This is a genomic window from Streptomyces sp. N50, assembly GCF_033335955.1.
GTDB lineage: Bacteria > Actinomycetota > Actinomycetes > Streptomycetales > Streptomycetaceae > Streptomyces.
The window spans coordinates 4,721,375-4,746,460 of record NZ_CP137549.1; the positions used below are offsets into that span (position 1 = coordinate 4,721,375).

General features: G+C 69.6%; 22 protein-coding genes and 1 pseudogene. 8 read left to right on the forward strand and 15 right to left on the reverse strand.

Annotated elements, in window-relative coordinates:
* Window positions 1–1,599: a GMC oxidoreductase gene (locus tag R2B38_RS21005; protein WP_318017604.1), complete on the reverse strand. Its 1,599-nt coding sequence runs from the start codon at window positions 1,597–1,599 to the stop codon at window positions 1–3.
* 254 nt (window positions 1,600–1,853) lie between these two features.
* On the opposite strand from R2B38_RS21005, the gene R2B38_RS21010 reads away from it, so the two are divergent.
* Entirely contained in the window at window positions 1,854–3,794 is a 1,941-nt protein-coding gene (locus R2B38_RS21010) for a serine/threonine-protein kinase (RefSeq protein WP_318017605.1), read from the forward strand.
* A 3-nt stretch (window positions 3,795–3,797) separates the two neighbouring features.
* Here R2B38_RS21010 and R2B38_RS21015 read toward each other — a convergent pair whose 3' ends face one another.
* A complete protein-coding gene (locus tag R2B38_RS21015; protein ID WP_318021753.1) occupies window positions 3,798–5,129 on the reverse strand; it encodes a lipase family protein in 1,332 nt (443 codons plus the stop codon).
* Window positions 5,130–5,301: 172 nt separating this feature from the next.
* The gene (locus R2B38_RS21020; RefSeq protein ID WP_318017606.1) at window positions 5,302–6,021 is read right to left on the reverse strand and encodes an alpha/beta hydrolase family protein; all 720 of its coding nucleotides are present in this window, start codon (window positions 6,019–6,021) and stop codon (window positions 5,302–5,304) included.
* 63 nt (window positions 6,022–6,084) lie between these two features.
* Between R2B38_RS21020 and R2B38_RS21025 the strand changes: the two genes are divergently transcribed.
* Window positions 6,085–6,723 carry a TetR/AcrR family transcriptional regulator gene (locus R2B38_RS21025; RefSeq protein WP_318017607.1) on the forward strand — a complete coding sequence of 213 codons (639 nt, stop codon included), beginning with the start codon at window positions 6,085–6,087 and terminating at the stop codon, window positions 6,721–6,723.
* Between the two features lie 45 nt (window positions 6,724–6,768).
* Here the strand turns inward: R2B38_RS21025 and R2B38_RS21030 are convergent, their stop codons facing one another.
* Window positions 6,769–7,167, reverse strand: a complete 399-nt coding sequence (locus tag R2B38_RS21030; RefSeq protein WP_318017608.1) for a helix-turn-helix domain-containing protein — start codon at window positions 7,165–7,167, stop codon at window positions 6,769–6,771.
* 93 nt (window positions 7,168–7,260) lie between these two features.
* Between R2B38_RS21030 and R2B38_RS21035 the strand changes: the two genes are divergently transcribed.
* Window positions 7,261–8,124: an SDR family oxidoreductase gene (locus tag R2B38_RS21035; protein ID WP_318017609.1), complete on the forward strand. Its 864-nt coding sequence runs from the start codon at window positions 7,261–7,263 to the stop codon at window positions 8,122–8,124.
* 32 nt (window positions 8,125–8,156) lie between these two features.
* On the opposite strand, the pseudogene R2B38_RS21040 reads toward R2B38_RS21035, so the two are convergent.
* Window positions 8,157–8,460, reverse strand: a pseudogene (locus R2B38_RS21040) (hypothetical protein); the annotation flags it as partial.
* Between the two features lie 227 nt (window positions 8,461–8,687).
* Here R2B38_RS21040 and R2B38_RS21045 point away from each other — a divergent pair.
* Window positions 8,688–9,239: a hypothetical protein gene (locus R2B38_RS21045; protein ID WP_318017610.1), complete on the forward strand. Its 552-nt coding sequence runs from the start codon at window positions 8,688–8,690 to the stop codon at window positions 9,237–9,239.
* Window positions 9,240–9,257: 18 nt separating this feature from the next.
* Here the strand turns inward: R2B38_RS21045 and R2B38_RS21050 are convergent, their stop codons facing one another.
* The 6 genes from R2B38_RS21050 to R2B38_RS21075 all read right to left on the reverse strand — a co-directional run bounded on the left by R2B38_RS21050 (window position 9,258) and on the right by R2B38_RS21075 (window position 15,316).
* Window positions 9,258–10,316 carry a lactonase family protein gene (locus R2B38_RS21050; RefSeq protein ID WP_318017611.1) on the reverse strand — a complete coding sequence of 353 codons (1,059 nt, stop codon included), beginning with the start codon at window positions 10,314–10,316 and terminating at the stop codon, window positions 9,258–9,260.
* A gap of 47 nt (window positions 10,317–10,363) precedes the next feature.
* A complete protein-coding gene (locus R2B38_RS21055) occupies window positions 10,364–11,335 on the reverse strand; it encodes a sugar kinase (protein WP_318017612.1) in 972 nt (323 codons plus the stop codon).
* A complete protein-coding gene (locus R2B38_RS21060) occupies window positions 11,332–12,018 on the reverse strand; it encodes a bifunctional 4-hydroxy-2-oxoglutarate aldolase/2-dehydro-3-deoxy-phosphogluconate aldolase (protein WP_318017613.1) in 687 nt (228 codons plus the stop codon). The genes R2B38_RS21055 and R2B38_RS21060 overlap by 4 nt, the downstream gene beginning before the upstream one ends.
* The gene (locus tag R2B38_RS21065) at window positions 12,015–12,932 is read right to left on the reverse strand and encodes a carbohydrate ABC transporter permease (protein ID WP_318017614.1); all 918 of its coding nucleotides are present in this window, start codon (window positions 12,930–12,932) and stop codon (window positions 12,015–12,017) included. The genes R2B38_RS21060 and R2B38_RS21065 overlap by 4 nt, the downstream gene beginning before the upstream one ends.
* Window positions 12,933–12,999: 67 nt before the next feature.
* Window positions 13,000–13,872 (reverse strand): sugar ABC transporter permease, encoded by an 873-nt coding sequence (locus tag R2B38_RS21070; protein WP_318017615.1) that lies wholly within the window; start codon window positions 13,870–13,872, stop codon window positions 13,000–13,002.
* 175 nt (window positions 13,873–14,047) lie between these two features.
* Window positions 14,048–15,316, reverse strand: coding sequence for an ABC transporter substrate-binding protein (locus tag R2B38_RS21075; protein WP_318017616.1), 1,269 nt, complete (start codon window positions 15,314–15,316; stop codon window positions 14,048–14,050).
* Window positions 15,317–15,681: 365 nt separating this feature from the next.
* On the opposite strand from R2B38_RS21075, the gene R2B38_RS21080 reads away from it, so the two are divergent.
* The 4 genes from R2B38_RS21080 to R2B38_RS21095 all read left to right on the forward strand — a co-directional run bounded on the left by R2B38_RS21080 (window position 15,682) and on the right by R2B38_RS21095 (window position 21,740).
* On the forward strand, window positions 15,682–16,722 hold the full coding sequence (locus R2B38_RS21080; RefSeq protein ID WP_318017617.1) for a LacI family DNA-binding transcriptional regulator: 1,041 nt from the start codon (window positions 15,682–15,684) through the stop codon (window positions 16,720–16,722).
* A gap of 209 nt (window positions 16,723–16,931) precedes the next feature.
* Window positions 16,932–17,723, forward strand: coding sequence for an SDR family NAD(P)-dependent oxidoreductase (locus R2B38_RS21085; RefSeq protein ID WP_318017618.1), 792 nt, complete (start codon window positions 16,932–16,934; stop codon window positions 17,721–17,723).
* Between the two features lie 177 nt (window positions 17,724–17,900).
* A complete protein-coding gene (gene dgoD / locus R2B38_RS21090; protein ID WP_318017619.1) occupies window positions 17,901–19,046 on the forward strand; it encodes a galactonate dehydratase in 1,146 nt (381 codons plus the stop codon).
* A gap of 186 nt (window positions 19,047–19,232) precedes the next feature.
* Window positions 19,233–21,740: a right-handed parallel beta-helix repeat-containing protein gene (locus tag R2B38_RS21095; protein ID WP_318017620.1), complete on the forward strand. Its 2,508-nt coding sequence runs from the start codon at window positions 19,233–19,235 to the stop codon at window positions 21,738–21,740.
* Window positions 21,741–21,820: 80 nt separating this feature from the next.
* Here the strand turns inward: R2B38_RS21095 and R2B38_RS21100 are convergent, their stop codons facing one another.
* The 4 genes from R2B38_RS21100 to R2B38_RS21115 form a co-directional block, all read right to left on the reverse strand.
* The gene (locus R2B38_RS21100) at window positions 21,821–22,498 is read right to left on the reverse strand and encodes a hypothetical protein (RefSeq protein ID WP_318017621.1); all 678 of its coding nucleotides are present in this window, start codon (window positions 22,496–22,498) and stop codon (window positions 21,821–21,823) included.
* A gap of 270 nt (window positions 22,499–22,768) precedes the next feature.
* Entirely contained in the window at window positions 22,769–23,287 is a 519-nt protein-coding gene (locus tag R2B38_RS21105; RefSeq protein WP_318021754.1) for a hypothetical protein, read from the reverse strand.
* 30 nt (window positions 23,288–23,317) lie between these two features.
* Window positions 23,318–24,046 carry a hypothetical protein gene (locus R2B38_RS21110; protein ID WP_318017622.1) on the reverse strand — a complete coding sequence of 243 codons (729 nt, stop codon included), beginning with the start codon at window positions 24,044–24,046 and terminating at the stop codon, window positions 23,318–23,320.
* Window positions 24,047–24,157: 111 nt separating this feature from the next.
* A complete protein-coding gene (locus R2B38_RS21115) occupies window positions 24,158–25,000 on the reverse strand; it encodes an alpha/beta hydrolase (RefSeq protein WP_318017623.1) in 843 nt (280 codons plus the stop codon).
* Between the last annotated feature and the right edge of the window lie 86 nt (window positions 25,001–25,086).

Consider the following 25,086-nt stretch of genomic DNA (forward strand, 5'->3'; position numbering starts at 1 on the left):
TCAGAACACCCGGCCGAGGTCCTGCCGCACGATCGTCCGCATGCTGTGTTCCGCCAGCGCGGCGATCGTCATCGACGGGTTGCAGGCGCCGGTGGAGCCGGGGATGCGGGCGCCGTCGAGGACGTAGAGACCCTTGTGGCCCAGCACGCGGCCGGTGAGGTCGACGGCGTCGCCGAACGGGACTCCGCCCAACGAGTGCCAGGTGGAGGGGGCTTGGGCGTTGGTGTCGATCATCAGGCCGCCGCCCGCCGTGGCGATGTCCTGCATCTTGCCGGCGATCAGCGTCTGCAACTCGGCGTCGGTGTCCGTCGGCCAAGTGAGGACCGCGTCGTCGGTCGAGGCGTCGTAGGCCCAGGTGCCCGCGCCGTCGACGATGCCGAAGCCGACGACGGTCAGGGCCGTAACTCCCGTCTGCTGTATGGGAGATCCGGCGTGCACGACTGTGAGCGGGATCGCGCTGCTCGGGTCGCGGCCGCCGACGCAGGCCGGGCCGCCCTGTTGGGTTCCGGCGTCGCCGGTCGGGTTGATCCAGGCCCAGATGCGGTCGCCGTTGTTGCCCCAGCCGGTGCCGATGGCGTCGGGCAGGTCCGGAATCAGGTTCTTGGCACGGGACTTGACCAGGAGACGGGTGGTCCCGGGCGAACCCGCGTTGAGGAAGACCGCGTCCGCCGTGATCCGGATCTGCTCCTGGACGGTGCCCGCGGTGTCGATGCGGTCGACGGACAGCACCCACTTCTTGTTCGCGTCCATCGCGAGATCGCGCACGATGTGGAGGGGCGCGACCTGCACGAGTCCGGTCGACTCAGCCTGCGCGAGATAGGTGACGTCGATGGAGTGCTTGCCGCCGTTGTTGACGCCGAAGGCGATGTCGCTGGTGGTGTACGTCGGGTCGTACAGACCCGCCAACTCCCCCCGTGCGTAAGCCCAGTCGATGGGCAGCGGCACCTTGAACGGGGTCAGGCCCGCCTTCGGTGCGATGTCCTGGAAGAGCCGGGACGACTTGTAGGGGTCGGAGGCGAGCACGTCATAGGGGATGGTGGAGATGTCCAGCATCCGGGAGACGGTCGGGTAGGCCCAGAGGTCGAGGTCGTCGTAGAGGCCGGCCGCCTGGGGGATGGACGTGGCGAAGTCGGACTTCGTGGGCTGCAGGGTCATGCCGTGGTACATGATCGATCCGCCGCCGACCGCCGCTCCGCACATGGCGGTCATGCCGTTGCCCACGACGGCTTCGAGGACGCCCGTGTAGGGGGTCCAGGTCTGGGTGCCGCCGCCGACGACGGCGTGGTCGGTGAGCCAGGCGGAGCGGTTGTCCATGGTCGCGAAGCGGCAGAACGTCGTCGCGTTCGGGCCGGTCGGCCAGCGCTTTCCGCGCTCCAACACCATGGTGGAGACGCCGGCTTGGGCCAGCCGTAACGCGGTGACTCCGCCGCCGAAACCGGTGCCGACGACGACGGCCCGTTCGCGGAGTTCGGTGACGGCGGGCGCGGTCGCCGCGTGTGCCTTGGTGGTGCCGGCCAGGGTGGCCGCCGCGCCGATCGCCGTCGCGGCGAGCAGGCTGCGGCGGCTGAGGGTGGGGTGGGGGGAGGTGCGTTCGGTCATGGGGGGACTCCGGCAACCGTAGGGGGAGTGCGAGTCGCCGGGAGCGTAGCGCGAATGAGTATGGCGATGTCAGTAAACGGAAACTCAATTCTCTTGGAGGAGAAGGTGGTTGCCGCCGAAGGGTGTGGTGGTTCGGGGTGGGTCCCTTCGAAGTCCCGTGAATCCGATCACCGCCAAGTACCCGGTCTGTACACTCCGTTACCCGTCAGAACCGTGAGTGAGTGCATGCGTGCGTGAGGGCGAGGGGTGGGACGGTGTCGGTGACGCCAGCGGCCGGGGACAGGATCGACGGCCGGTATCTCCTGCACGAGCCCATCGGCACCGGCGGCATGGGCGTCGTCTGGCGGGCGTGGGACGAGCGGCTGCAGCGCTGGGTCGCGGTCAAGTGCGCACGCCTGGACGACGATCGGGCCACCCGGCGGCTCATGGACGAGGCGCGAAACGCAGGGCGGCTGCACCACCCGAACATCGTGGCCGTCTTCGACTACATCGACGAGGGCACCACCTGCTGGATCGTCATGGAGTACGTCCCCTCCCGCAGCCTCGCCCAACTCATGGCGGATCGCGGCCCGTTGGCGCCGGAGGAGGCCGGGTCGATCGGCTGCCAGATCGCGGACGCGCTGGTCAAGTCGCATCGCGCGGGCGTGGTGCACGGCGATGTGACCCCGGAGAACATCCTCGTCACCGACGAAGGCGTCGCCAGACTCACCGACTTCGGGATCTCCCGGGCCCTGGGCAACGACGTCACCCAGAGCGCGACGGGCAGCGTGCGCGGCAAACCCCGGTATCTGGCCCCCGAGGTGGCCAAGGGGCAGCCGGTCGGCCAGAAGGCGGACGTGTTCTCCCTGGGCGCCTCGCTGTTCACGGCGGTCGAGGGGCAGTCGCCGTACGGCGAGGCCGAGCACCTCATGACGTATCTGGCCCGGGCGGTCGAGGGACGCATCGAGCCGACGAGCCGGGCCGGTCAACTGACGGGACCGCTGGCCGAGTTGCTGGAGGTGGAGCCCCGGGACAGGCCCGACGCCGTGCGGGCGCTCAAGCTGCTGCGGAGTGCCACCCCGCCGCCCGCCGACGTCCAGGACCGGATCGACCGCGGCACCCTCGCGCTCACCTCCCCGACCATCCGGCTGGGCCAGGCCCTGCGCCGTACCCGGGACGCCGTCACGGTCCCGACCAGGCGCCCGCGCGCCCTGGCGATCACGGCCGCGGCGGTGGTCACGGCCGGTGCGCTCGCGGCCGGGCTGGTGTTCCTCGCCCCCTGGGACTCGAAGGGCTCGGACGGCACGGACACCGCCCGGACCGACGCGAAGCCCTCGGCCGCGGCACGGGCCGGCACCATCGGCGACGAGCGCACGGCCGACCCCTGCGGGCTGATCGACGCGGCCTCGCTGAGCCGGTTCGGGGACACCGTGCTGGACCCGGACTACGGCGAGCTCGACCGGTGCGACGTCATCGTGCTCAGCAACAGCGGTGACGACAACGCGGATGTGCAGGTCGACCTCGACTCCGACCGGGACACCTTCGACAACATCCAGAGCACCCATCTGGTACCCGGCACCCAGCTCACGGTCGTGACGCTCAAGCGGGACAAGGAGTTCTGCGAACGGGCCGTGCTGACCCCGGACGGCAGACAAGTCAAGGTGAGCGGGCACCAGTTGGGCGACCCGGCACCCGACCCCTGCCAACTGGCCGACACGGCCACCGATCACGTGGTCGGCGTGCTGGCCCACGGCCCGGTACCCCGGCGTACGGTGGCGCCGGCCGCGGAGTCCCTGGCCGGCCTCGACGCCTGCACGCTGCTCGATGCCGCCGAACTCAAGCGGCTGCCCGGGGTTCAGGCCGCCAACCAGGACCGCGGTTTCGGCTCCTGGGAGTGCGACTGGTCCAGCGACGGGAACGGCGACCGCGAGGTGCAGATCCAGTTCAGCCGGGACAACTCGCTGGACGGCGACGACGGAACGCTGGTGAACGTCGCCGGCACCAAGAGCTACTACATCGCGAACGACGTCGAGGACGACAGCTGCACCGTACGCACCCCGCACCGCACCTACACGGACTCCGTCGGCGAACGCACCACGGAAATCGTCCAGTTGACGGTCTACGCCCCGGAGCCGACCCGGCAACTGTGCGACAGCGCGGCGGAGTTCGCGTCGGTCGTCGTGCACAACATCGCGAGGAGACTGGCGGACCGGTGACCGTCAGGGCTGTACCGGCATGGACCAGCAGTTGGAGGCGGTGGGCCGGCCCGCGAGGCGGTCGGTGAGCCAGGAGATCGCGTCGCCCTGGTCGGTGAGGAGCGGCGCGAAGTGGTTGAGGAGCGCGCTGCCGACACTGGGCAGGACGACGGCCTTGTACGTGACGTCGCCGCCCAACGCGCACCAGTCCAGGGCGAGTCGGCGGGCCTGCGCGTGCGGGACGAGGTTGTCGCTGACGCCGGTGGCGAGCCGGACGGGCCCGGAGGGTTTCAGCCTGCCGATGCGCTGCTCGTCAAGGAACGTCTGGAGTGCGGGAGTCGAGGCGATGATGTCGCTGACGGACTCCCCGTCGGTGGTCCAACTGCTGCTCCGCGTATAGCCGTAGCCGAACAGCGCGTCCCCGACGCACATCGTCGACAGATCGGTGAGCGCGGCCTTCCCGGCGTCGTTGAGATGCGCCTCCGCAAGCGGCTTCAGATCCGGGTCGGACTGCAGGAACCCGTTGAGCGACCAGCCGAGCGCGCCCGCGAGTTCGCTGCCGTCGATGGCCTTGGTGACGGAGGTCAGATCGGCGGGCGGGGCACCGGCGTACGTTCCGGCGAGGGTGACGTCGGGGGCGTAGGAGGACTGGAGTTCGGCGGCGGCCGCGGTCGCCCCGCCACCCTGGCTGTAGCCGTAGAGCCCAACTGGTGAGGCGGCGCTGACAGTTGCCCCGTCGAGGGAGCGCGCGGCGCGCACGGCGTCCAGCACCGCGTGTGCCTCGTCGATCCGGTTGACGTAGGTGTGCAGCCGGTCGGTGGCGCCCAGCCCCACGTAGTCGGTGACGACGACGGCGACACCCTCGGCGAGCAGCCGGTAGATCGCCAGATCCTCGTAACCGACCGACACCGTCTGGCTGTTGAGGGACAGCGGGTGCTCCAGTCCCATGGACGCGGAGCACTGGTCGCCCTGTCCCAGGGTGCCGGGGGCGACGGCGACGAGGGGGCGCGGACCGGCGCCGGACCAGTCGGCGGAGGGTTCGACGTAGGCGCCGGTGACGGCGACGGGCCGGCCGTTCGAGTCGGTGGACTTGTACATCAGGCGGGTCGCGGTGCCGGGCAGGGTGCTGCCGTCGAGGCCGGGGAGGCTCAGGGCGAGGGGGAGGGGCTCGCTGCGGACGACGGTGCCGTCGGCGGCGGGCAGGGTGGTGGGCGGGTTGTAGAACGCGGGGATGGTGACGCCTCGGGAGACGACCTCGTCCGAGGCGCTGGCGCTGGTGAGGGCGAGGCACTGGGCGGAGAGGCAGGCGGCGGCGGTGATCGCGGCGGCGAGCAGGTGTCGGGTGCGGGCGGGGATGCGTGCGGGCATGCGTGCGGGCATGGCGAACCTCCTGTGGAGCGGCCGTCCGGAGAATGGTTCGCCTGGAACTTACCTGCGGGTAAGTTACTCGTGATACCCGTCGGTAGGTTACGTTTCGGTAATGTGACTGACGGTCAGCTGTTTCTGTGAGCCGGTTACCGGCCGGCCGTCATGCCGCCGCCACCAGCTCCAGGAACCCGGCCACGGCCTGCGGCTCGCTCACCATCAGATCGTGGCCGGTGTCGATGTCCCACAACCGCCCAGCCGCGCGCGCCGGTTGGAGGTCCGCCGGATCGCGGTACGGCAGCGTCGAGGTGCATACGATCTGGGACTGCGGAAGCGCCCGCACGCCCGCCTCGTCGTGGAGCCGCAGCGGCTGGTCGAAGCACTTCCACGGATGCGGGGTGATCTTCGGCGCCAGCCAGGCGATGTCGTCCGGATCGGTCAACCCGTAGTGGGGCATGGGTCCTTCACCGGGGAAGTTGACGAGCTCCACCCCGTCGACGACCCGCCCCATGGCCCGTGACGCGGCCATCAACTCCGGTGCCAGTTCGGCGAGGGACTGTCCGTTCGCCGGGGTGGCCGCGTCCAGGTACACGAGGTGGCCGACGCGGTCGAGGGCGCGGTCGGCGACACCGGTGATGACCATGCCGCCGTAGCTGTGCCCGACCAGAATGGCGTCGAACAGCCCCTCATACACGAGGAGTTGAACGACATCGGTGATGTGGGTGTCGAGATCGACCCCGGGCGTGAGCAGATGGGCGCGCTCACCGAGCCCGGTGAGTGTCGGGGCGTGGACGTCGTGCCCGCCCGCCCGCAGGATCCGCGCGACGCGCTGATAGCACCAACCGCCGTGACTGCCGCCGTGCACGAGAACGAACGTGGCCATGGGGGACTCCTATCCAACAACTGTCGGATAACCAGCAGATGTTGGGGAGAATACTGTTACGGCATGCCAGCGCAACCCCCTGAACGCCACGGCCTCCCCGACCGCCGGGTCCTCCGCTCCCGCGCCGCCCTGGAATCCGCCCTCCGCGACCTGATCACCGAGCGCGAACTGCGCCAGATATCCGTCGCCGACCTCACCAAACGCGCCGGCGTCAACCGCTCGACGTTCTACGAGCACTACGTCGACGTCCACGACCTCGCGGTGGCGGCCTGCACGTCGACGTACGACGAGTTGGTGGCCGTGGCCCCGATCCCACACAGCCAACTGACCCCGGACGGCGCCCCGTTGCCGAACCCTCTGCCGGCCCTGTTCACCCATGTCGCCGCCAACGCCCCCCTGTACCGGGCGCTCCTCTGCGACGAGGGCAGCGCCCGCATGATCAACCACCTCCTCCACCGGATCACACTGGCGGCCCGCGTCAGCCGGGGCCTGGACGCCGATGAGGGATCCGCCGCGGACGACTTCCCGCACGACCCGGTCTCCGCCTTCCTGGCGGGGGCGGTACTGGGCACGGTCATGGATTGGCTACGACGGGACTGCCCGGGGACGCCGGAGGAGATCGGGGCGGCGATCTGGCCGTATGCGGTGGCTTGTGCGGAGGTGTTGCCGGGGGTGGGGCGACCCGGGGGACGGGCGCGGTGAGGGTGGGCGAGGAGCGGGAGCAAGGGGAGCTGCCGCTCGACGCGCCTAGGTGGGGGAGCCGGGCCGGGGTCGCTGTCCCGCGCCGTCCGCCGACAACCGCCGCGTGATCCGGTCGAACAGTTCCGACAGCGGTTCGCCGACCTCCCGGCCGAACTCGGTGAGTCCGTACGTGACTTGGGGTGGTGTCGTCGGTTCGACCTCGCGCCAGAGGAGGCCGTCCTGGACCAGGGTGCGGAGGGTCTGGGCGAGCATCTTCTCGCTGATGCCCTGGATGCTCTCGCGGAGTTCGTAGAAGCGGAGGCTGGTGCCGCGCAGGGCGATCAGGACCCAGACGCCCCATCTGCTGGTCACGTGGTCGACCATGTCGCGGGCGAGGCAGTCGGTGTGAAACACCTCATACCGCGGACCCGGCTCGCCCCTTCTCTCCTGCACGCCTTCCGTCATGTTATGAGCTTACCTCGGGGTATGTCCTTACCAAAAGTTAGCCCAGCTTCTAGCGTGACGGCCGTAGAAGTACAGGCGACAAGGGAGCTGAACATGATCGTGGTGACCGGGGCTACCGGGAACATCGGCCGGCCGTTGACGCGGGCGCTGGCGGAGGCGGGGCAGCAGGTGACGGCGGTGTCGCGGCACGCGCCGACGGCGACGCGGACAGGTAAGGCGCCGTTGCCGGACGGCGTCCGCCATGTGGCCGCCGATCTCGCCCGACCGGCAGGCCTCAAGCCCGCGTTGGCCGGAGCGAAGGCGCTGTTCCTGCTGCTCTCCGGCGACCTGCACGCCACCGGAGCCAACCCGGCCGACATCATCGGCGTGGCCGACGCGGCCGGGGTCCGCCGGGTCGTCCTGCTCTCCACCCAGGGCGTCTCGACCAGGCCGTTCGGCGCGACGCGGGTCGCGATGCGCGTGCTGGAGGACGTACTGCGGGAGTCCGGCCTGGAGTGGGCCATCCTGCGGCCGGGCGGCTTCGCCTCCAACGCGCTGTGGTGGGCCGAGTCCATCCGCACGCGAGGGGTCGTAGCCGCGCCCTTCGGTGACATCGGGCTGCCGATCCTCGACCCCGCGGACATCGCCGAGGTCGCGGCGGCCTGTCTGCTGGACGACCAACACACCGGAGAGGTCTACGAGTTGACCGGCCCGGAGGTGATCACCCCGCGCGGGCAGGCGGAGGCCATCGCCGCCGCGCTGGACTCGCCGGTACGGTTCCACGACCTCACCCGCGAGGAGGCCAAGGCCGCCATGTCCCAGAGCATGCCGGCGGAACTCGCCGAGGACACCCTGACCATCCTCGGTTCCCCCAGCCCGGCCGAACTGCGCATCAGCCCCGACGTCGAACGGGTCCTCGGCCGCGCCCCGCGCCCGTTCGCGGACTGGGCCGCGCGCCATGTGGACGCGTTCCGCTGATACGGGCCCGGGGCGTGCCCTGAGCGCGCGCTCTAACCTCGGCCGCGCAACGCCTGCGCGAGCGCGCTCATGCTGATGTCGACGATCGCCCCGAGCTGCTCCCCGCTCGCCCCGGCCCTGCTCATCACGGCCCTGCTCATCACGGCCCTGCTCATCACGGCCAGCGACTGATTGACCGCCGTGATGTGCGTGGCGTGGTCCTCGGCGTCGCGCTCGGGCAACTCCGCACTGTCCAGGGCGGTTTGGAGCCGCGCGCGTTGCATCCCTACGGCTTCGATCGCGCGCGGCGATGGCGGGGCTGAGGACGGGTATCGCCATCGCGGTCTGGGCGACCAGGCCCCGCTGACCGCGCTCGACGTACTCGACCTCCCCGAAACCCTGATCACCAGGCGCGAACAGGACTACGCGGGCTGGTTCTTGATGAGCGGACACTGTCCGCCACGACCTTCAACCGCACCGAAATCACCTACTACGCCGCCTCCATCGCAGGGGCGCCAGGGCGGCGCGGCGGCGCGTCGGCGAGGTCCGCCGGTTTGTCAGTGGCGTCCAATACGTTGTTGAACATGACTAGTTGGATCCGCTACGGCGTCATGGCATGGATGGACGAAGACCGACACGGAGAAGACGAAACCGTCCTGGTCTACTTCAAGGGAACCGCCCCGGCCGCCCTCGCCGAGGGACTGTCCGCACAACACCGCCCGCCGTTCGCCTACGGCAAGGCCCCGGCACCCGGCGACTGGGGTGTGATCGTGCACCACATGTTCAACCCCGCCCGCAACGACTACGAGGGCGTCAACTACCGCGAACTGTGCCCCCAGGGCGCGGAGTTGGTGGTGTTCGTCCCCAACCCGTCCATCGCCAAGGGCCACGGACCCCACGCGTACCACTACAAGGACGGCCAGACTTCGTCCTGCGTCGACTACGAGGATCCCGACTACGCCGGGGCGTACTGGCCCAACAAGCTGGCCCCACTCATCACGGCGGCCGGACTGGACCACAGGAGCGAGACCTACGAGGAGCAGTTGACCCAGCTGATCTGTGACCACCTGGGGCTGCCCGCGCTGGATCGCGCCACCATCACGGTGGACCGCGGCCTGATGGGCTCCTACCTCTAGCCCGGCCGGATCGGACCGTCACACGGCAAGCGCACACACCACCGACGCCACGGCGACCACCGCCGCCCCCGCCTCCACCAACGACCCGTCCCCCGAAACCCCCAACACCGCGACAGTCCCGCTGTGTTGGTTGGCCACCAGGAGACACCCCGGCGCCGCGGTCAGCCCCCGAGGCCAGCTACCCCCGCTCGGAACCTCACCGAGCGGCGCGAGCTCCGCCCCCGTGATCCGGAACGCCGCCACCGTGTCCGCGCCCCGGTTGGTGACCCAGACGTATCGCCCGCAGTCCGAAGTCACAATGCCACCCGGCTGGTTGGGGATATCCGCTACGGCTGTCGCCGGCACCCGCGACAGCTCGTGCAGGGTGCCCGTCTCGGCGTCGTAGCGGTGACAGGTCACCGTCGAGGAGAGTTCGTCGGCGCTGATGACCAGGTCGCCGCTCGGGGCGAAGGCGAGGTGGCGGGGGCCGGAACCCGGGCGGATTTGGGACGCGGACACCAGCTTCAACTTGCCCGCGTCGGTGTCCAGTTCGTACGTGAACACCGTGTCCGCGCCGAGGTCGGTGGCCAGGATGTAGCGGCCGGCCGGGTCCACGACGACCTGGTGGGCGTGGGTGCCCTCCTGGCGGCCGGTCACCGGGCCCGAACCCTTGTGCTCGACCACGTCCGTCAGGTCCACGAGCCTGCCGTCGGCGTCCAGACGGTGGACCGCCACCGTGCCGGGGAGCGTGTCCGTGCCGTAGTTGGCGGTGAGGAGGTACTCGCCGCCCGGGTGCACGGTCAGGTGGCACGGGTTCGCGCCGCCGCTGGTCAGGGGTGCTCCCAGCGGTAGCGGTGCCGCGCCCTCCCGGAGGCCGAACGCGCTCACCGCCCCCGGCGTCGACTCGTGCGTCGTATAGACGACGGGCAGGGTCGGGTGCGCCGCCAGGTACGACGCACCGCTCGCCGCCACCGCGTCCACCACACTCGGAGCGCCGTCCCCCGGCGTGAGACGCAGCGCCGTCACGCCGACGCCCTCACCACCCGTGTCCGGCGTGTACGAACCGGTCAGGACGGCAACCACCCCTGCTCCAGCCATGATTGATGCACCGTCAACTGTCTTTCGTGACATATGAGTTCAGTCCCTCAGCGGAGTACGTCGTCGTGGTGATCCAGCAGCGCGAGTTCGGCACGGCGCGGCAGCCCCTCCCAGTCGCCCTCCGTGCCGACCGCGAACGCGCCCAGCCGGGCCGCCGTGTCCAGCCGGATTTCGGGAGCGGCGCCCGCCAGCAGCTCGGCCAAGTAGCCCGCCACAAAGGCATCTCCGGCACCCACCGAGTCGTAGACCCGTGCAGGCAGCGCGGGTTGGCGGTACGGGCGGCCGTCGACGAGCGCGAAGGCTCCCTCCGCGCCCAGCTTGATGACCGCGCCCGTCGGGCCCAACTCACAGATCCCCTTGGCGAGTTCCTCGGGCTCGTGGCGGTCCGGTACCGCCAGCCGTGCCTCGTGCGGGCCCGCGAACACCAGGTCGCTGTCCCGGAGGAGGGGCAGGACCGCCTTCCTCGCCTCGTCCTCGTTCCAGAGCAGGGAACGGAAGTTGATGTCGAGGGAGACCAACACCCCTGCTTCTCTTGCCACATCCACCGCACGGCGGACCGCCCGCGCCGGACCTTCCCCCAACGCCGGTGTGATGCCGGTGATGTGGAGGACCGCCGCCCCCGCCACCACCTCCTCCGGGATGTCCTCGGGGGACAGGCGCACACCTGCCGTCGCGGTCCGGTAGTACCGCATCCGGTGCTGCGTACTCGTCCGTTTCTCCTTCAGGAGCAGGGAGGTCGGCGCCGGATCGCGGACCGCCAGCGCCGTGACGCCCTCGGCCCGCAGCTCCCGTAGGACCAGTTCACCCAGCTCGTCGTCGCTCACCCGGCCGATCCACGTCGCCCGGCCGCCCAGGCGGCTGACGCCGACGGCCACGTTCGACTCCGCGCCGGCGATGCCGAGGCGCAGGGTGGTGCCCAGGGCGAGCGGGCCGGGTCCGGCGGCGGACAGGACGCCCAGGGTCTCGCCCACGGTGACGAGGTAGGGCTCGTCACCCTCAACAGGCTTGCGGGTGTTCACAGAAGTCTCTCCTCGGCCCCGGTGTCGGGCCTGACCGTCTTCAGCAGTGCGCGTGCCCGTGCCGTGAGGGCGCTCAGCGCCTCCGGGGCGGGGTCCCGGTCGGCGCCGCGCAGCAGCGGGGAGCCGACGCCCACGGCGAGCGCCCCCGCGGCCATGTACTGACCCGCCGCTTCGAGGTCCACGCCGCCGACCGCCATGAGCGGTATCTCCGGTAGCGGGGCGCGGAGTTGGGCCAGGTGGGTCGGGCCGCCCGTGCACGCCGGGAAGAGTTTCACGGCGGCCGCGCCCGCCCGCCACGCGGTGATCACCTCGGTCGCCGTCCAAGCCCCCGGATAGAAGGGGACGTTGAGATCCGCAGCGGCCCGGATGACGTCCGGTTCGACGTTGGGCGCGACCAGGAACTCCGCGCCCGCCGCCAGCGCGTCCCGGGTGTCGGCCGCGGTGAGGACCGTACCGGCACCCACCGAGACGGCGGCGCCGAGTTCGTCCCTGATACGGGCGATCGCGTCCAGCGCGCCCCCGGTGGTGAGGGTGACCTCCAGGCAGGTGACCCCGCCGGCCGCGAGCGCACGGGCCGCGGCGGGCAGCCCGGACGCGTCGGCCGACCTGAGGATGGCCATGACGTGGGTGCTGATCAACTGGGGTGTGGGAGCGGGCCGTTCGAGATTCTGATCCTCCGTCACTTCACCGCTCCCGCCGACATCCCGGCGACCATCTGGCGCTGGAAGAAGATGAAGATGACGAAGAGGGGCAGCACGCCCAACAGGGCCGCGGGGAAGAGGGTGGTCGGCTGCACGGTGTGCGGGTCGATGAAGGAGTACGCGTTCACCATGACCGTGCGCTTGCCCGGGTCCTGGAGGAATACGAGCGGGACCAGCAGGTCGTTCCAGATCTGGAGCGAGATGAAGGTCAACAGGGTGCTGGTGACCGGCCGTAGCAGCGGCAGGATGATGACGAAGAAGGTGCGCAGCGCGCCGCAGCCGTCGAGGGCCGCCGCCTCCTCCAGGTCGGTCGGGACCTGGCGGATGAAACTGGTGTAGAAGAACACGGCCAACGGCAGGTTGAGCGCGGTGTAGATGAAGACGACGCCCGCGTAGGTGTCCAGCAGGTTCAGGTCGCGCATCAGCAGGTACAGGGGTGCCACGACCACGAACACCGGGATCGACGTGCCGAGGATGAACAGCCGGTACACCGCCGTCGACCAGCCCGCGGTGATCCGGGCCAGCGGGTAGCCCGCGAGCGCGCCGAGCACCGTGATCAGCGCGCACGAAAGCCCGGTGATCAGAAGGGTGTTGAGGGTGCTGGTGCCGTAGTGGATCTGGTTGAAGGCCCGCGTGAAGTTCTTCAGCGTGAAGGAGTGCGGCACGCCCAGCGGGGAGCGTGCCACGTCCGCCGCCGTGCGCAGCGAGGTGACGATCGTGAACACGAACGGCAGCACGAAGAGGACCGTGCCGAGACAGAGCACCGCGGTGCCGAGCCCGGCGGCGAGCCTGCGCGGCGTCCATGGCTCGGCGGTGCGGGGCTGCGGCGCGTCACGTTTCCCGGTGGGGCGGCCAATTTCCTTCGCGGGGACCGCGGTTGAGAGGGGTGAGGTCATGGGGTGATCCGTCCGATTCCAACGGTGCCGACGGGGTGCGTACGTCCTGGGAGGCGTCCGTACGGCGTCACACGCGCCGTTCGCGCAGTCTGAGCAGGGAGTTGGTCGCGCTGGACAGGACGACCACGGTCACGAGGAGCAGCACCGCGAGGGCGACGCCGTAGGCGAACTTCCCGCCGCCGAAGATGTTCCGGTAGACGAGCAGGGTCAGGGTGTCGGTGGCGCCGGCCGGGCCGCCGTTGGTCAGCACGAGCGGGAACTCGAAGACCTTGAGCGAACCGATCAGGCTGAGTGTCACGTTGACCGTCAACGCCGGTGCCAGCAGCGGCCATTCGATGCTGCGAAAGCGCCGCCAGCCGCTCGCGCCGTCGAGGGCTGCGGCCTCCAGGAGTTCGGTCGGCATGCTCATGTAGCTGGCGAGGAAGATCGCGCACGAGTAGCCGGTGAACATCCAGATGTTGACCGTCGCCACCGAGTACAGCGCGGTGGACGGGTCGCCGAGCCAGACGTGCTTGAGCGCGCCGAGGCCGACCCCGTCGAGCAGGGCGTTGAGGCCGCCGTTCGGTGCGAAGAGGTACGACCAGATGAACGCGGCCATCAGCGGTGAGATCAGCGTCGGGGTCAACAGGACGACGTTCAGGGCCTTCCGGACCCTCGGGCGGCGGAACAACATCGACGCGAAGAGCAGCCCGAGGCCGTTCTGCACGACGACGACCACGACGGCGTAGAGGACCGTGTGCCACAGGGCCGCGGAGACCTGTGGGTCGTCCGCCATCGCCTTGTACTGGTCCGTGCCGACGAAGTGGGAGATCGGGCCGCCGACGCTGTCGGTGAAGCTCAAGTACACGCCCTTGAACAGCGGATACAGGATGAAGAGCGCGTACACGGCGATCGCGGGGAGCAGGAAGGCGGCCATGGTGGCACGCCGTCGGTGGAACACGGGGGATCAACCTCCTTGGCCGACAGGACCCTTGGGGGAGTGGGCGTAACGGGGGTGAGCGAGGCGGGAGTCGGCGGGCCGCGGCGGTCCCGTACGGCCGGCCCGATCGCCCGCCGGTCTGGCCACCCGGCCGGTGTTCGACTGGCCGGGCAGCCCAACGTCCGCATAGAAGCGGCTACTTGGCGGACGCCGCCGTCTGGATGTCCTTCAGCGTCTTCGCCGCGTCGGACTGGCCCAGCAGGAACGACTGGATCTTGGAGCCGGTGTCGGTCTCCGCCTGGGTGCCGTACCAGGTGTTGGAGGGCAGCACGCGGTAACGGCCCTCGTTGAAGGCGGTGTTGAAGATCGTCGTCTCCGTCGAGTCGGGCGTGGTGCCGCCGGTGAACGGGGACTCGGCGTGCTCTGCGTCCAGGTACTTCGCCAGATTCGCGCTCTGCGACCAGAACTTGACGTACTCCTTCGCCGCATCCGCGTGCTGTGACTGGGAGTTGACCCCCCACGCGGTACCGGAGAACAGCATCGCGTTCGGCTTGGTGCCCGCGGCGCCGCCCGGCCAGGGCGCGAACGAGACCGGGAAACCGGCCTTCTTGATGTTGGAGACCTGCCAGGCACCCTGGTACCAGAACGCGCTCTTGCCGGCGCTGAAGTCCTGCGGGCCCTGGGACCACTCGTCGACGCCGAGTTCGTTCTTCCAGTTCACATAGCCCTTGACACCAAGGGACTTGAGCTGGTCGAGCGGCTCCTTCCAGTCCGAGCCGAAGGACGCCTTGCCGGCCAGGAAGTCCGCGTCCCACTGCTTGTTCTTCTGGTAGACGGTCGTCGAACCGCTCGCCTGGAAGATGGAGCTGCCGGTCCAACCCGCCTTGTCCGGCAGCGAGATGGGTGTGACCCCGGCCTTCTTGAGCTTCGCGAGGTCGGCGAGGAACGTCGGCCAGTCGGCGGGCACCTCGGTGATCCCGGCCTTCTTCAGCAGGTCCATGTTGGCGTAGAGCCCGATGCCGATCAGCTCCATCGGCATGGCCAGCGTCTTGCCGTCGCTCTGCGTGAACGGCTTCGCCGCCGAGGATATGGAGCTGACCCACGACTCGTTCGAGAGGTCCGCGAGGTAGCCGGAGGCGCCCCACTTCTTCATCTTGTCCGCGTCGACCATGATGACGTCGCCGGCCTTGCCGCCCAGCAGCTCGGGCTGCAGCTTCTGCGTGTAGGTCGGGTCCGCGGTGGTGTACTTGAAGTCGATCTTGATCTTCGGGTGCGCCTTCTCGAAGGCCTTGTTGATCTCCGCGATGTTCGCCGGCTCCGCGCCGCCGCCCTTCCACGCCTCCACGTGGAGCGTGACCGTCCCGTCCGCCGAGGTCGAGTCGGACCTGCCGCCACAGGCGGCGAGCGACGTCGCCAGGGCGGCGACCGTGGTGGCGACCGCGAGCAGTCTCCCGGAGCGCTTCATTGCACACCTCACCCATCATCGGCGCATGCCGATTTCGTCGTGCTTGCAGGGGTTTGTGAAGAAAGTTGACGGTCCGCGATGCTCGCCGAGTCCCGTCGGCTGTGCGTGGACCGTGCTGGACTGTGCTGGACCGCGTGTGGACCGTGATGTTTTGCCGGGCCTGAATGGATATATCACTGAAATCCATCCAAGGAAACCGGTTGACCAACGACTTCGGCGAACGCTAGGTTGCGGCGCCAGAAGGTGTCAAGAGGTCAAACGCAACACCGCATGCCGAACGCCACACCCCCGGCGAATACGGCAGCCGGGGACGATTCGCACAGCTGGCAGAGTGGTCGACAACGTCGTTGACAGGGAGGGTTCGCGTGGCTGAACAGCCCCTACGGGCACGGCTGGTGGACGTCGCACGGGAGGCGGGAGTCTCCAAGGCGACGGTGTCCAAGGTGCTCAACGGACGGCAGGACCTGTCCGTCCGCCCCGAGACCAGACAGCGCGTCCACGAGGTCGCCGAAGCCCTGGGCTACCGCCCGCACTCCGGGGCCCGCGCCCTGGCCGGGGCCAGCACCCACGCCCTGGCCCTGCTGGTGCCGGCCCTCAACAACCCTACGTACGTGACCATTTCGCGCGGTGCCTACCAACGCGCCCGTGAACTGGGCTATCTCTCCCTGCTCGCCGAGGACTTCGACGGCCAGGAGGCCGACGACACCTTCAACGACCTGGTCAAGGAGGGCCGGGTGGACGGCCTGCTGATCGCCTCCGCCCGCCCCAACCACCCCCTACTGGAGACCCTGAGCCGCAACCCGGTTCCGCACGTCTTCCTCAACCGCGCCGTCAAGGACTCGGGCCGCAACGTCACGATGGACGTGGCCCGCTCCAGCGTCACCGCGCTGGACCATCTCCACGCACTCGGTCACCGGGTGATCGGCCACATCGCCGGCCCCTCCGGGATCACCCCCAGCGAGGACCGCCGGGACGCGTTCCTGCGGCACGCCGCCGTACTGGGACTCGTCGCGGCACCGGTGGCCTCCGGCGACTTCACCGAGGAGGGCGGCGCCGGTGCCGCCCGCGAACTCCTCACCCCGGTCGAGGGCCGACCACAGGTCACCGCGCTGTACACCAGCTCGCTGGCCCAGGCCATCGGGGCGATGCGCGCCATCCACGAGCGCGGCCTGCGCATCCCCGAGGACATCTCCCTGGTCGGCAACGACGACCTCCCGGTCGCCGGTTACCTGACCCCGCCGCTCACGACGGTCGCGATGCCGCTGCACGAACTGGGCACGGCGGCGGTCGACGCGCTGGTCGCGGAGATCCGGGGGGAGTCACCGGGGGATGTGGTGGTACCGACCGAGCCGCGGTTGGTGTTGCGGGGGTCTACGGCGGGGCCGATGCCCGCCGGGGCGAGCTGACCCGTAGTACCCGTAGTACCCGTAGTACCCGTAGTACCCGTAGTACCCGTACGACCTGGGTGCGCGACTGCGGCCTGACCCGTACGACCCGTAGTACCCGCACGACCTGACCGGACCGGTCGGCCCGAGCCGTAGGCCGACCCGGAAGGGCACGCCCGTAGGACGTACGACGGATGACCGGACGGGCCGGTCACGCCGAGAGGAACACCATGAGCCGCACCACCCCCGAGAACCACCCCGACCGCCACGCCTCCCGATTCACCGGCCGTACGGCCCTCCTCACCGCCGCCGCGTCCGGCATCGGTGCCGCCACCGCCCGCCGTCTCGCCGAGGAGGGCGCGTCCGTACTGGTCACGGACGTGGACGCGGCCGGTGCGGAGAAGGTGGCCGACGAGGTCCGGGCCAAGGGCGGACGCGCCCGTCACCTGGGGCTCGACGTCACGAACCCCGAGGCCTGGCCGGAGGCGGTCCGGACGGTCGAGGAGTGGACCGGCCGCCTCGACCTCCTCCACCTCAACGCCGGCCGCAACCTCCCCGGCGCGATCCACGAACTCGACGACACCTCCTGGCACGACCACCTCCGCCTCGCCCTCGACTCCGTCTTCTACGGCGTCCGGGCGGCCGTACCACTGCTCACCGCATCCGGAGCCGGCGCGGTCGTCGTCACCGGCTCCGTGCACGCGGTGCTCGGGTTCAGCGGCTTCCCGGCGTACGCGGCGGCGAAGGGCGGAGTCAGCGCGCTGGTACGGCAGTTGGCGGTCGAGTACGCGGGCCGGATCAGGTTCAACGCGGTGGTGCCCGGTGCGGTGGAGACCGGTCTGTGGACCGACGCACCGGACGAGTACCGCGCCCAGACGGCGGCCCGGACCCCGGTCGGGCGGCTCGGCGAACCCGAGGACATCGCCGCCGCCGTCGCCTTCCTCGGCTCCGACGACGCGTCGTTCATCACCGGCCAGAACCTGGTCGTGGACGGCGGTCGCAGCATCAGCTCGCAGGAGTGACACCGGGTCCGCTGTCAGGGAGAGCCGCTCCCCGTACCCGTAGGACCCGTAGACCCGTAGGACCCGTAGACCCGTAAGGGCGCGGCCAGTTCGCCGTGCCCGCAGGTCCGGCACCCGTAGACCCCGTACCCGTAGACCCCGTACCCATAGGCCCCGTAGGACCCGGAGGTCCGCAGCATGAAAATCACCGGATACGAGCTGTTCCTCGTCGAACCGCGCTGGCTCTTCCTGCGCGTCGACACCGACGAGGGCATATCCGGCTGGGGCGAGCCCATCGTGGAGGGCAAGGCCCACACCACGGCCCGGGCGGTGGAGGAGATGTTCGACTACCTCATCGGCCAGGACCCCGCCCGCATCGAGGAACACTGGCAGATGCTCGCCAAGGGCGGTTTCTACCGCGGCGGCCCGGTCCTCAGCAGCGCGCTGGCCGGTATCGACCAGGCCCTGTGGGACATCGCGGGCAAGACCCACGGCGTCCCCGTGCACCAGCTCCTCGGCGGCCACGTCCGCGACCGCGTCCGCATCTACGGCTGGCTTTACGGCGAGAGTCCCGAGGAACTCGCCGAGTCGGCCGCGGGCCAGGTCGCCAAGGGCCTGACCGCCGTGAAGATGAACCCCTGCGCGCAACTGGAGCCGCTCGCGACCCCCGCCGCGATCGACGCGATCGTGGCCCGGGTGAGCGCCGTACGCGAAGCCATCGGCCCCGACCGGGACCTGGCGCTTGACTTCCACGGCCGCTTCAGCGGAGCGATGTCGCGCCGCGTACTCCCGTACCTGGAACCGCTGTTGCCGATGTTCGTGGAGGAACCGGTCCTCCCGGAGTTCACCCGCGACCTCGGCGACGTGGTCCGCGCGACCTCCATCCCGATCGCGACCGGCGAACGCCTCTTCTCCCGCTGGGACTTCAGGGAGGTCCTCGGCGCCGGCATCGCGGTGGCGCAGCCCGACATCAGCCACGCGGGCGGCATCTCGGAGACCCGCCGCATCGCCGCGATGGCCGAGGCCTACGACGTCCTCGTCGCCCCGCACTGCCCGCTGGGCCCCATCGCACTCGCCGCAAGCCTCCAACTCGACTTCGCCGTACCGAACTTCCTCATCCAGGAACAGTCCCTCGGCATCGGCTACGGCGACAGCAGCGGCCTGCTCGGCTACCTCGCGGACGCCTCGCCGTTCGAGGTCCAGGACGGTTACATCCACCGCCTGACGGCCCCCGGCCTCGGCATCACCGTCGACGAGGACAAGGTCCGCGCCGCCGCCGAACGCGGCCACCGCTGGCGCAACCCGGTGTGGCGCAACGCGGACGGCTCACTGGCGTCCTGGTAGCGGCCCAACTTCTCTACCCGGCGGGGCTGTTGGCTTCGCGCTGCCCCGACGCCGTCGAATCCGGCGTCGGGACAGCACCACACGCTCCAGGCGCACCGGCGGCAACCGGTCATCGCGCCTGGTGAAGAGGGGAATCTCGCCGCACGCAGCGGCAAGGGACACATCCACCCATCCAAGGAGCGCGCAATGAAGCGTCGCAGATTCGGTTCGACCGACGGACCACTTTTCGCCACCCGCCGAAGTCGAAGGCCGCGGGCTCTGGCCCTGATCGCGGCGCTGGCGGGCGCCCTGCTGGTCCCCGTCACGGCGACCAACGCCTCGGCGGCTGGCACGAGTTACTACGTGGACTGCTCGGCCTCCTCCAACGGCACCGGCACCAGCGCCAGCCCCTGGAACTCGACAACGGCCGTCAACAGCACGACCTTCACCGCAGGCGACAGCATCCTCTTCAAGGCCGGCACCACCTGCACCGGCCAACTCGCCCCAGGCGGTTCAGGCTCCTCCGGCAGCAACATCTCGATGGCGTCGTACGGTTCGGGCGCGAAGCCGGTCATCGACGCGGCGGGCGCGACGGGCGCGGTCATCCACCTCCTCAACCAGCAGTACTGGGACATCGGCGGCCTGGAGCTGATCGACAACTCCTCGTCCCCCGCGTACCGTTCGGGCGTCCTCGCCGAGAACAGCTCCGGCGGCGTCCTGAACCACATCCGCGTCCACGACATGTACATCCACAACATCGCTGGCTACGGCGGCGGTTGGTACGCGACGAACGCGGGCGTCGGCGTCCAGACCGACCACACGACCCCCGTCTCGACCTGGAACGACGTGGTGGTCGAGAACAACACGTTCGACCACGTGGACCGCATAGCAGTCGCCGTGACCCCGGACGCGGACGGCCAGGGCACAGGCCTGACGACCGGCACGGTCATCCGCAACAACACGATGACGTACGACGGCGCGGACGACATCCTGGTCGTCAAGAACGACGGCGCCCTGATCGACGGCAACAAGGCGGGCTACGGCGGCGCCAAGTCGACCTGCCCGCCGTCCGGCCAGTACTGCAACGGCGCCTCGGCCGGCATCTGGATGTCCGGCAGCAGCAACACCGTCGTCCAGAACAACGAGGTCTACTGCCACATCAACGGCGCCGACGGCACCGGCTTCGACGTCGACTGGGGCAACCACAACACCACGTTCCAGTACAACTACAGCCACCAGAACCTCGGCGGCTTCCTGCTGGTGATGCCCCCCTTCACCATCGCCAACGAGCCCACGTCGACGGTCCCGAGCGACGGCACGGTGGTCCGCTACAACATCAGCGAGAACGACGGCAGCAACTCGGGCTGCCCGACGTCAGGCACCCAGACCCACGGCGGCGGAGTCCTCCACTTCGTGGGCGGAGTCCCGAACCAGAGCGGCAGCACGTCAGCGATCCCCCAGTTCTACAACAACACGTTCTCGGTGCGGGACGGCCTGAGCACGCCGATCCTGTACTCCCGCTCCGGCACGTCGATCAGCGGAGCCCTCTCCTTCCAGAACAACGCGATCTTCAACTACGGCTCCGGCAACTACTTCACCACCACCGGCAGTTCGACGTTCTCCAACAACCTCTTCTACGGCAACCACCCGTCCCGCGAGCCCGCGGACGCGGCCAAGGTGACGTCGGACCCGGAGTTCCGCAACGCGGGCAACACGAACACGTCGTCGTCGTACACGGGCAAGAACGCGTACCAGGTCCACCCGTCGTCCCCGGTGATCCGGGCGGGCGCGGTCATCGCGTCCAACGGCGGCTACGACGCGTACGGCAACACGGTGTCGGCTACGGCGGCCCCCAACATCGGTGCGTACAACGGCACCGGCGGCAACCTGCTCTCCAACGCGGGCTTCGAAACAGGCGCGTTGTCCCCGTGGACCCAGGCGAGCGGCACGGCGTCCTCGGTGACGGCGTCCAACTCCCGTACGGGAAGTGACGCGTTGACAACCGCGGCAAGCGGCAGCGGCGCGAACCAGTCCCTGACCGGCCTCTCGCCTTCCACCACGTACCTGCTGACGGGCTGGGGCAAGGTGGCGACGGCGGGCGAGACCCTGGCGATCGGAGTGAAGAGCTTCGGCGGCACGGAGACGTACACCAACGTGGCGTCGACGGCGTACTCCCAGGCGGCGATCGTCTTCACCACGGGCTCGTCGTCGACCTCGGCGACGGTCTACTGCTGGAAGAACGCGGGCGGCACGGGCGCGGGTTACTGCGACGACCTGGCCGTAGAACCACTGTCGTCGGCTACGAACGCGGTCACCAACCCGGGCTTCGAATCAGGCGCGTTGACCCCGTGGACCCAGAGCACGGGCACGGCGTCGAGTGTCGTCGCGTCCAACTCCCGCACCGGAACGTACGCGTTGCAGACGGCGGCGAGCGCGAGCGGAGCCATCCAGACGGTCACCGGCCTTACGTCCGGCGGCAGTTACCTGCTGGCGGCGTGGGCGAAGGTGGGCACCGCGGGCGAGGAAGTCGCGGTCGGCGTCAAGAGCTTCGGCGGCACGGAGACGTACCTGCGGGGCTCGACAACGACGTACACACAGCAGCCGATCTTCTTCACGACGGGCGTCTCCACCACCTCGGCGTCGGTGTACTGCTACAAGAACTCCGGTTCGGCGGCGGGGTATTGCGACGACTTCACGGTGGTGAGGCTGCCCTGATCAAGCCCCTTTGATCGCCACCTGCACGACGAACCCCCAGGTCTGTGATCTGGGGGTTCGTCGCAAGGCGGGGGAGGCGTTCACTCGTACCAAAGTCCTGGAAGGGGACCGCGCTTGGTCCTCGCCGGGACTCCGGGTGTGACGCCGGCCTTGTCCAGGTCGCCCCGGATGTGCAGATACAGACTGGGAGTTGGCAGGCCGGTGGTCTGGATCCACCCTTTGCCGTGCACGTGCCCCGCCGCGGTCAACTCGGCCGCCTGGCCGTCCGGGGCGATTGTCTTCGCGTAACTCTGGCAGAGCGTCTCGCCACTGTCGGCGAAGGCGTAGCGAGCCGCGTAGGCGTATCCCTCGTGGAGCCAGACGTACAGCACGATCGGTTTGTCGAGGACGGTGCGGAACCAGTCGGCGGCGGCCTGGGCGAGTTGGTCCGTCGTTCCGGTGGCGTCAAGTGCCCACGCGTGGGGTCGATCCGGCAGCGTATACAGCTGATTGTGCAGACGATCGCCCCGGACGCGGTCGCCGACCAGGCGCACGCCCAGATCGACCAGGCTCAGGTGCTGAGGGTCTGCCCGGTCGGACAGGCTGACCCAGGCGAGCAGCGCCTCCCAGTCCTCGGGGCGCCCGACTTCCCCGGTGACATCGGCCGGCGCCCAAGCCGCGCAGTGCTCGCTCAGCGCCGAGGCGAAGGCTCTCTCGTCGTCGGTGAACTCGCATTCGTCGTCCGGGTCGTCGACCTCGAACCAGGCATGTCTCGGCATGGGATGGACCCTATGACGGCGACCGGGCGCGCCCTCAACGAATATCGGGGGGCGGCGAGTTGCACTCCGAGCCAGGATTTCCTGACTCGTATTCCCCTGCCGACCTACGGCCGTGCTGACCTTCGGCCAAGCGGGGTTGGGAATCCCCTGCCGTGCGCTGATCCGGTACCCGCTGCTCCTCGCCTGTGCCGTCCTGGGCGAGCGTGAGGAGATGGCCGGCCAGGGTCTTCAGCTGGCTGAAACGGAAACCGAGATAGCGGCGCGGGCTGCCTACGGGCACGACAGGTCGTGGGGCAGGTCGCAGGTGTCGTCGCGGATGTGCAGCCTGCGGAGGTCCTGGACGAGTGCGACGGGGTAGGGATGCATGGCCCACTTGGCGAGATAGCCGGCCTCGCCATGCTCCTTCAGCACAGTGTGGGCCGCTTCCAGAACAGCGTGGGCGAATGCCGAACGTGGATAGGTCGCCTGCCACATCACCGTGCCGTGGGAGTCCGGAAGGTCGGGGCTGACGGAGACGTCGGGGAACTGGTGGATAGTCACGTCGACCGCGTCATCCGTCGGGCGGAGCACCCAGCGAAGCTCCTGCGGCTCGGCGTCGAAGAAGAACCGGGCTGAGCGCTGCTGCCCGTACAGCTCGCCTGCTCCCGCTACGAGGTCCGCCAACGCGTCAGTGCAGTAGCTGGCGATCACCGATGCCGTCTGGGAGTCATCGGCCAGGTGGCAATTTGCCCAACCATGCCCCGAGAGTTCCCACTTCAGCTGAAGGGCACCGGCTGACCCTTGATCCATCGACACGGGTTCAGGCTAGTGGCAACGAGGTCAGTGCTCACGTCGGCCGCACTCGGCTGGGTAGAGGACAGAACCGGGGAGTGCCTCGTACGGTGTGTGCCCGAGCTGGAAGCACGCGGCGCCTGAGGCATCGGCCGTCAGTGTGTCGATCCATACGGAGGTTGCGGGTCGCTCGGAACGCGCGCTGTGCACCTCGGCCTCGCCCGGTGTTTCGAAGGGTGTGCCTTCGAGTGCGGCGAAGGCGGTCAGAGTGCCGTCAGGGTGGAGTTCTGTCTCCTCGACGGTCATCCGCCAGTGAAGCTCTGCCTGTGCCAGGAGTCGCTTGCCGTAATTACCTTGGGCGAGAAGGGCGCTGCGACGGCCGCGGATGAGGCGCGCGATGGCACAGCAGAGCGGGACGCCGGTGCCGTAGGGAGTGTCCACCCGGTTGTGCCCGGCGGTCGGGAAGTAGCCCAGCGCGTCTGCCAGGAGCCCGAGGGCTGCCTCCTTGATGCGCGGCCGCCGGCCGTGCTCGACGAGATCCAGCAGGACCGGGGTGGCGGCGTAGGCCGCCGGAAACACCATGGCGGCGTGGCCGCAGACGAAGCCCCCACCGGCAAGGAGAGACGCGGCGTCGCCCGTCTCGTTGGCCGTGGTGGACACCGTCAGCAGCCGTAGCGCGTGAGCGACCCGTTCCGGATCGTCGCACCGATGCCACGTCGGGTTGGGTATCGCCGACCAGTCCACGGCGTCAATGGCCTCAATGGCGTCAAGGGACACCCTTGCATTGTGTCGGAACGCCGATGCGCTTCGGCGCTCGTCACCCGGTACGACGGCCAGGGCCCAGGTCACCGACCCGGGCCCCGGCTGTGCGTACGGGCTGGAGCAACCTCAGTCCGTTTCCCCCGGCTTCACCACCGTGCTCACGAAGGTGCCGATCGCGCCCAGGGTCGCGCCCAGTGCCTCGATCTGGGGGAAGTGGGCCGCGTCGGCGATCGGGGCGAAGTGGCCGTTGGGGAAGGAGTCGGCGTAGCCGCGGCCGTACTTGAGGGGGGCTATGCCGTCTTCCTCGCCCCAGACGACCAGGACCGGGACCGTCACGCGGTGCAGGCGGGCGCGGAGCTTCGGGTCGTAGGTGAAGTGGTCGCCGCCGTAGACCGCGAGGGTCTTCTGGTTGGCGCCGGCCGCGGCGCGCTGTGCGTCGGTGAAGGAGGCGAAGTCGGGGCGGAACTCGGCCTTGGCGAAGGAGAGTTGGCTGACGTCGGAGGGGGCCAGGGTGCGCGGGTCGACGACGCGGTTCTCGGCCATGTGGGCGTGGATGCCGACCGCGTTGAGGAGGGTGAGCGCGCCGATGCGGCCCTGGTTGTCGCGCAGGGCCATCTCTGCCGCGATCCAGCCGCCTATCGAGTTGCCGATCACCATGACGCCCTTGAGGTCCAGCGTGTCGAGCAGGTCCAGGTAGGCGATGGCCAGGTCGGCGACCGTGTCGAAGCGCTCCGGGCGGGGCGTGCCGTCGAAGCCGGGGTGGGTCGGCGTCACGACGTACACGTGCTCGGAGAGGGCGGCGGAGATGCCGGCGACCGTGCGGGGGCCCGCGCCGCCGTGGAGTACCAGCACGCCGGTGCCCTCGGTGTTCTCGCCGAACTCCTGGATGGTGACGGTGAGTCCGCCGGGGAGGGAGACGGTGCGGGGGGCGGTGGGGTTGGAGGCGGAGGTGGAGGCAGGGGTGGTCATGGTGTGGAGTCCTTGTCGCTTGGTCGTCGCTTGGTCGTCGCTTGTTCTCGCTTGCTGAGAGCTGGCTCTCATTAAGGTAGGGGGTG

Bases quoted from the DNA above. Each gene is read 5' to 3' on its own strand.
- R2B38_RS21105 (WP_318021754.1), bottom strand. From the start codon at position 23,287: ATGGATCAAGGGTCAGCCGGTGCCCTTCAGCTGAAGTGGGAACTCTCG.
- R2B38_RS21100 (WP_318017621.1), bottom strand. From the start codon at position 22,498: ATGCCGAGACATGCCTGGTTCGAGGTCGACGACCCGGACGACGAATGC.
- R2B38_RS21050 (WP_318017611.1), bottom strand. From the start codon at position 10,316: ATGGCTGGAGCAGGGGTGGTTGCCGTCCTGACCGGTTCGTACACGCCG.
- R2B38_RS21065 (WP_318017614.1), bottom strand. From the start codon at position 12,932: ATGACCTCACCCCTCTCAACCGCGGTCCCCGCGAAGGAAATTGGCCGC.
- R2B38_RS21045 (WP_318017610.1), top strand. From the start codon at position 8,688: ATGACTAGTTGGATCCGCTACGGCGTCATGGCATGGATGGACGAAGAC.
- R2B38_RS21115 (WP_318017623.1), bottom strand. From the start codon at position 25,000: ATGACCACCCCTGCCTCCACCTCCGCCTCCAACCCCACCGCCCCCCGC.
- R2B38_RS21085 (WP_318017618.1), top strand. From the start codon at position 16,932: ATGAGCCGCACCACCCCCGAGAACCACCCCGACCGCCACGCCTCCCGA.
- R2B38_RS21020 (WP_318017606.1), bottom strand. From the start codon at position 6,021: ATGGCCACGTTCGTTCTCGTGCACGGCGGCAGTCACGGCGGTTGGTGC.
- R2B38_RS21095 (WP_318017620.1), top strand. From the start codon at position 19,233: ATGAAGCGTCGCAGATTCGGTTCGACCGACGGACCACTTTTCGCCACC.
- R2B38_RS21035 (WP_318017609.1), top strand. From the start codon at position 7,261: ATGATCGTGGTGACCGGGGCTACCGGGAACATCGGCCGGCCGTTGACG.
- R2B38_RS21030 (WP_318017608.1), bottom strand. From the start codon at position 7,167: ATGACGGAAGGCGTGCAGGAGAGAAGGGGCGAGCCGGGTCCGCGGTAT.
- R2B38_RS21075 (WP_318017616.1), bottom strand. From the start codon at position 15,316: ATGAAGCGCTCCGGGAGACTGCTCGCGGTCGCCACCACGGTCGCCGCC.
- R2B38_RS21025 (WP_318017607.1), top strand. From the start codon at position 6,085: ATGCCAGCGCAACCCCCTGAACGCCACGGCCTCCCCGACCGCCGGGTC.
- dgoD (WP_318017619.1), top strand. From the start codon at position 17,901: ATGAAAATCACCGGATACGAGCTGTTCCTCGTCGAACCGCGCTGGCTC.
- R2B38_RS21005 (WP_318017604.1), bottom strand. From the start codon at position 1,599: ATGACCGAACGCACCTCCCCCCACCCCACCCTCAGCCGCCGCAGCCTG.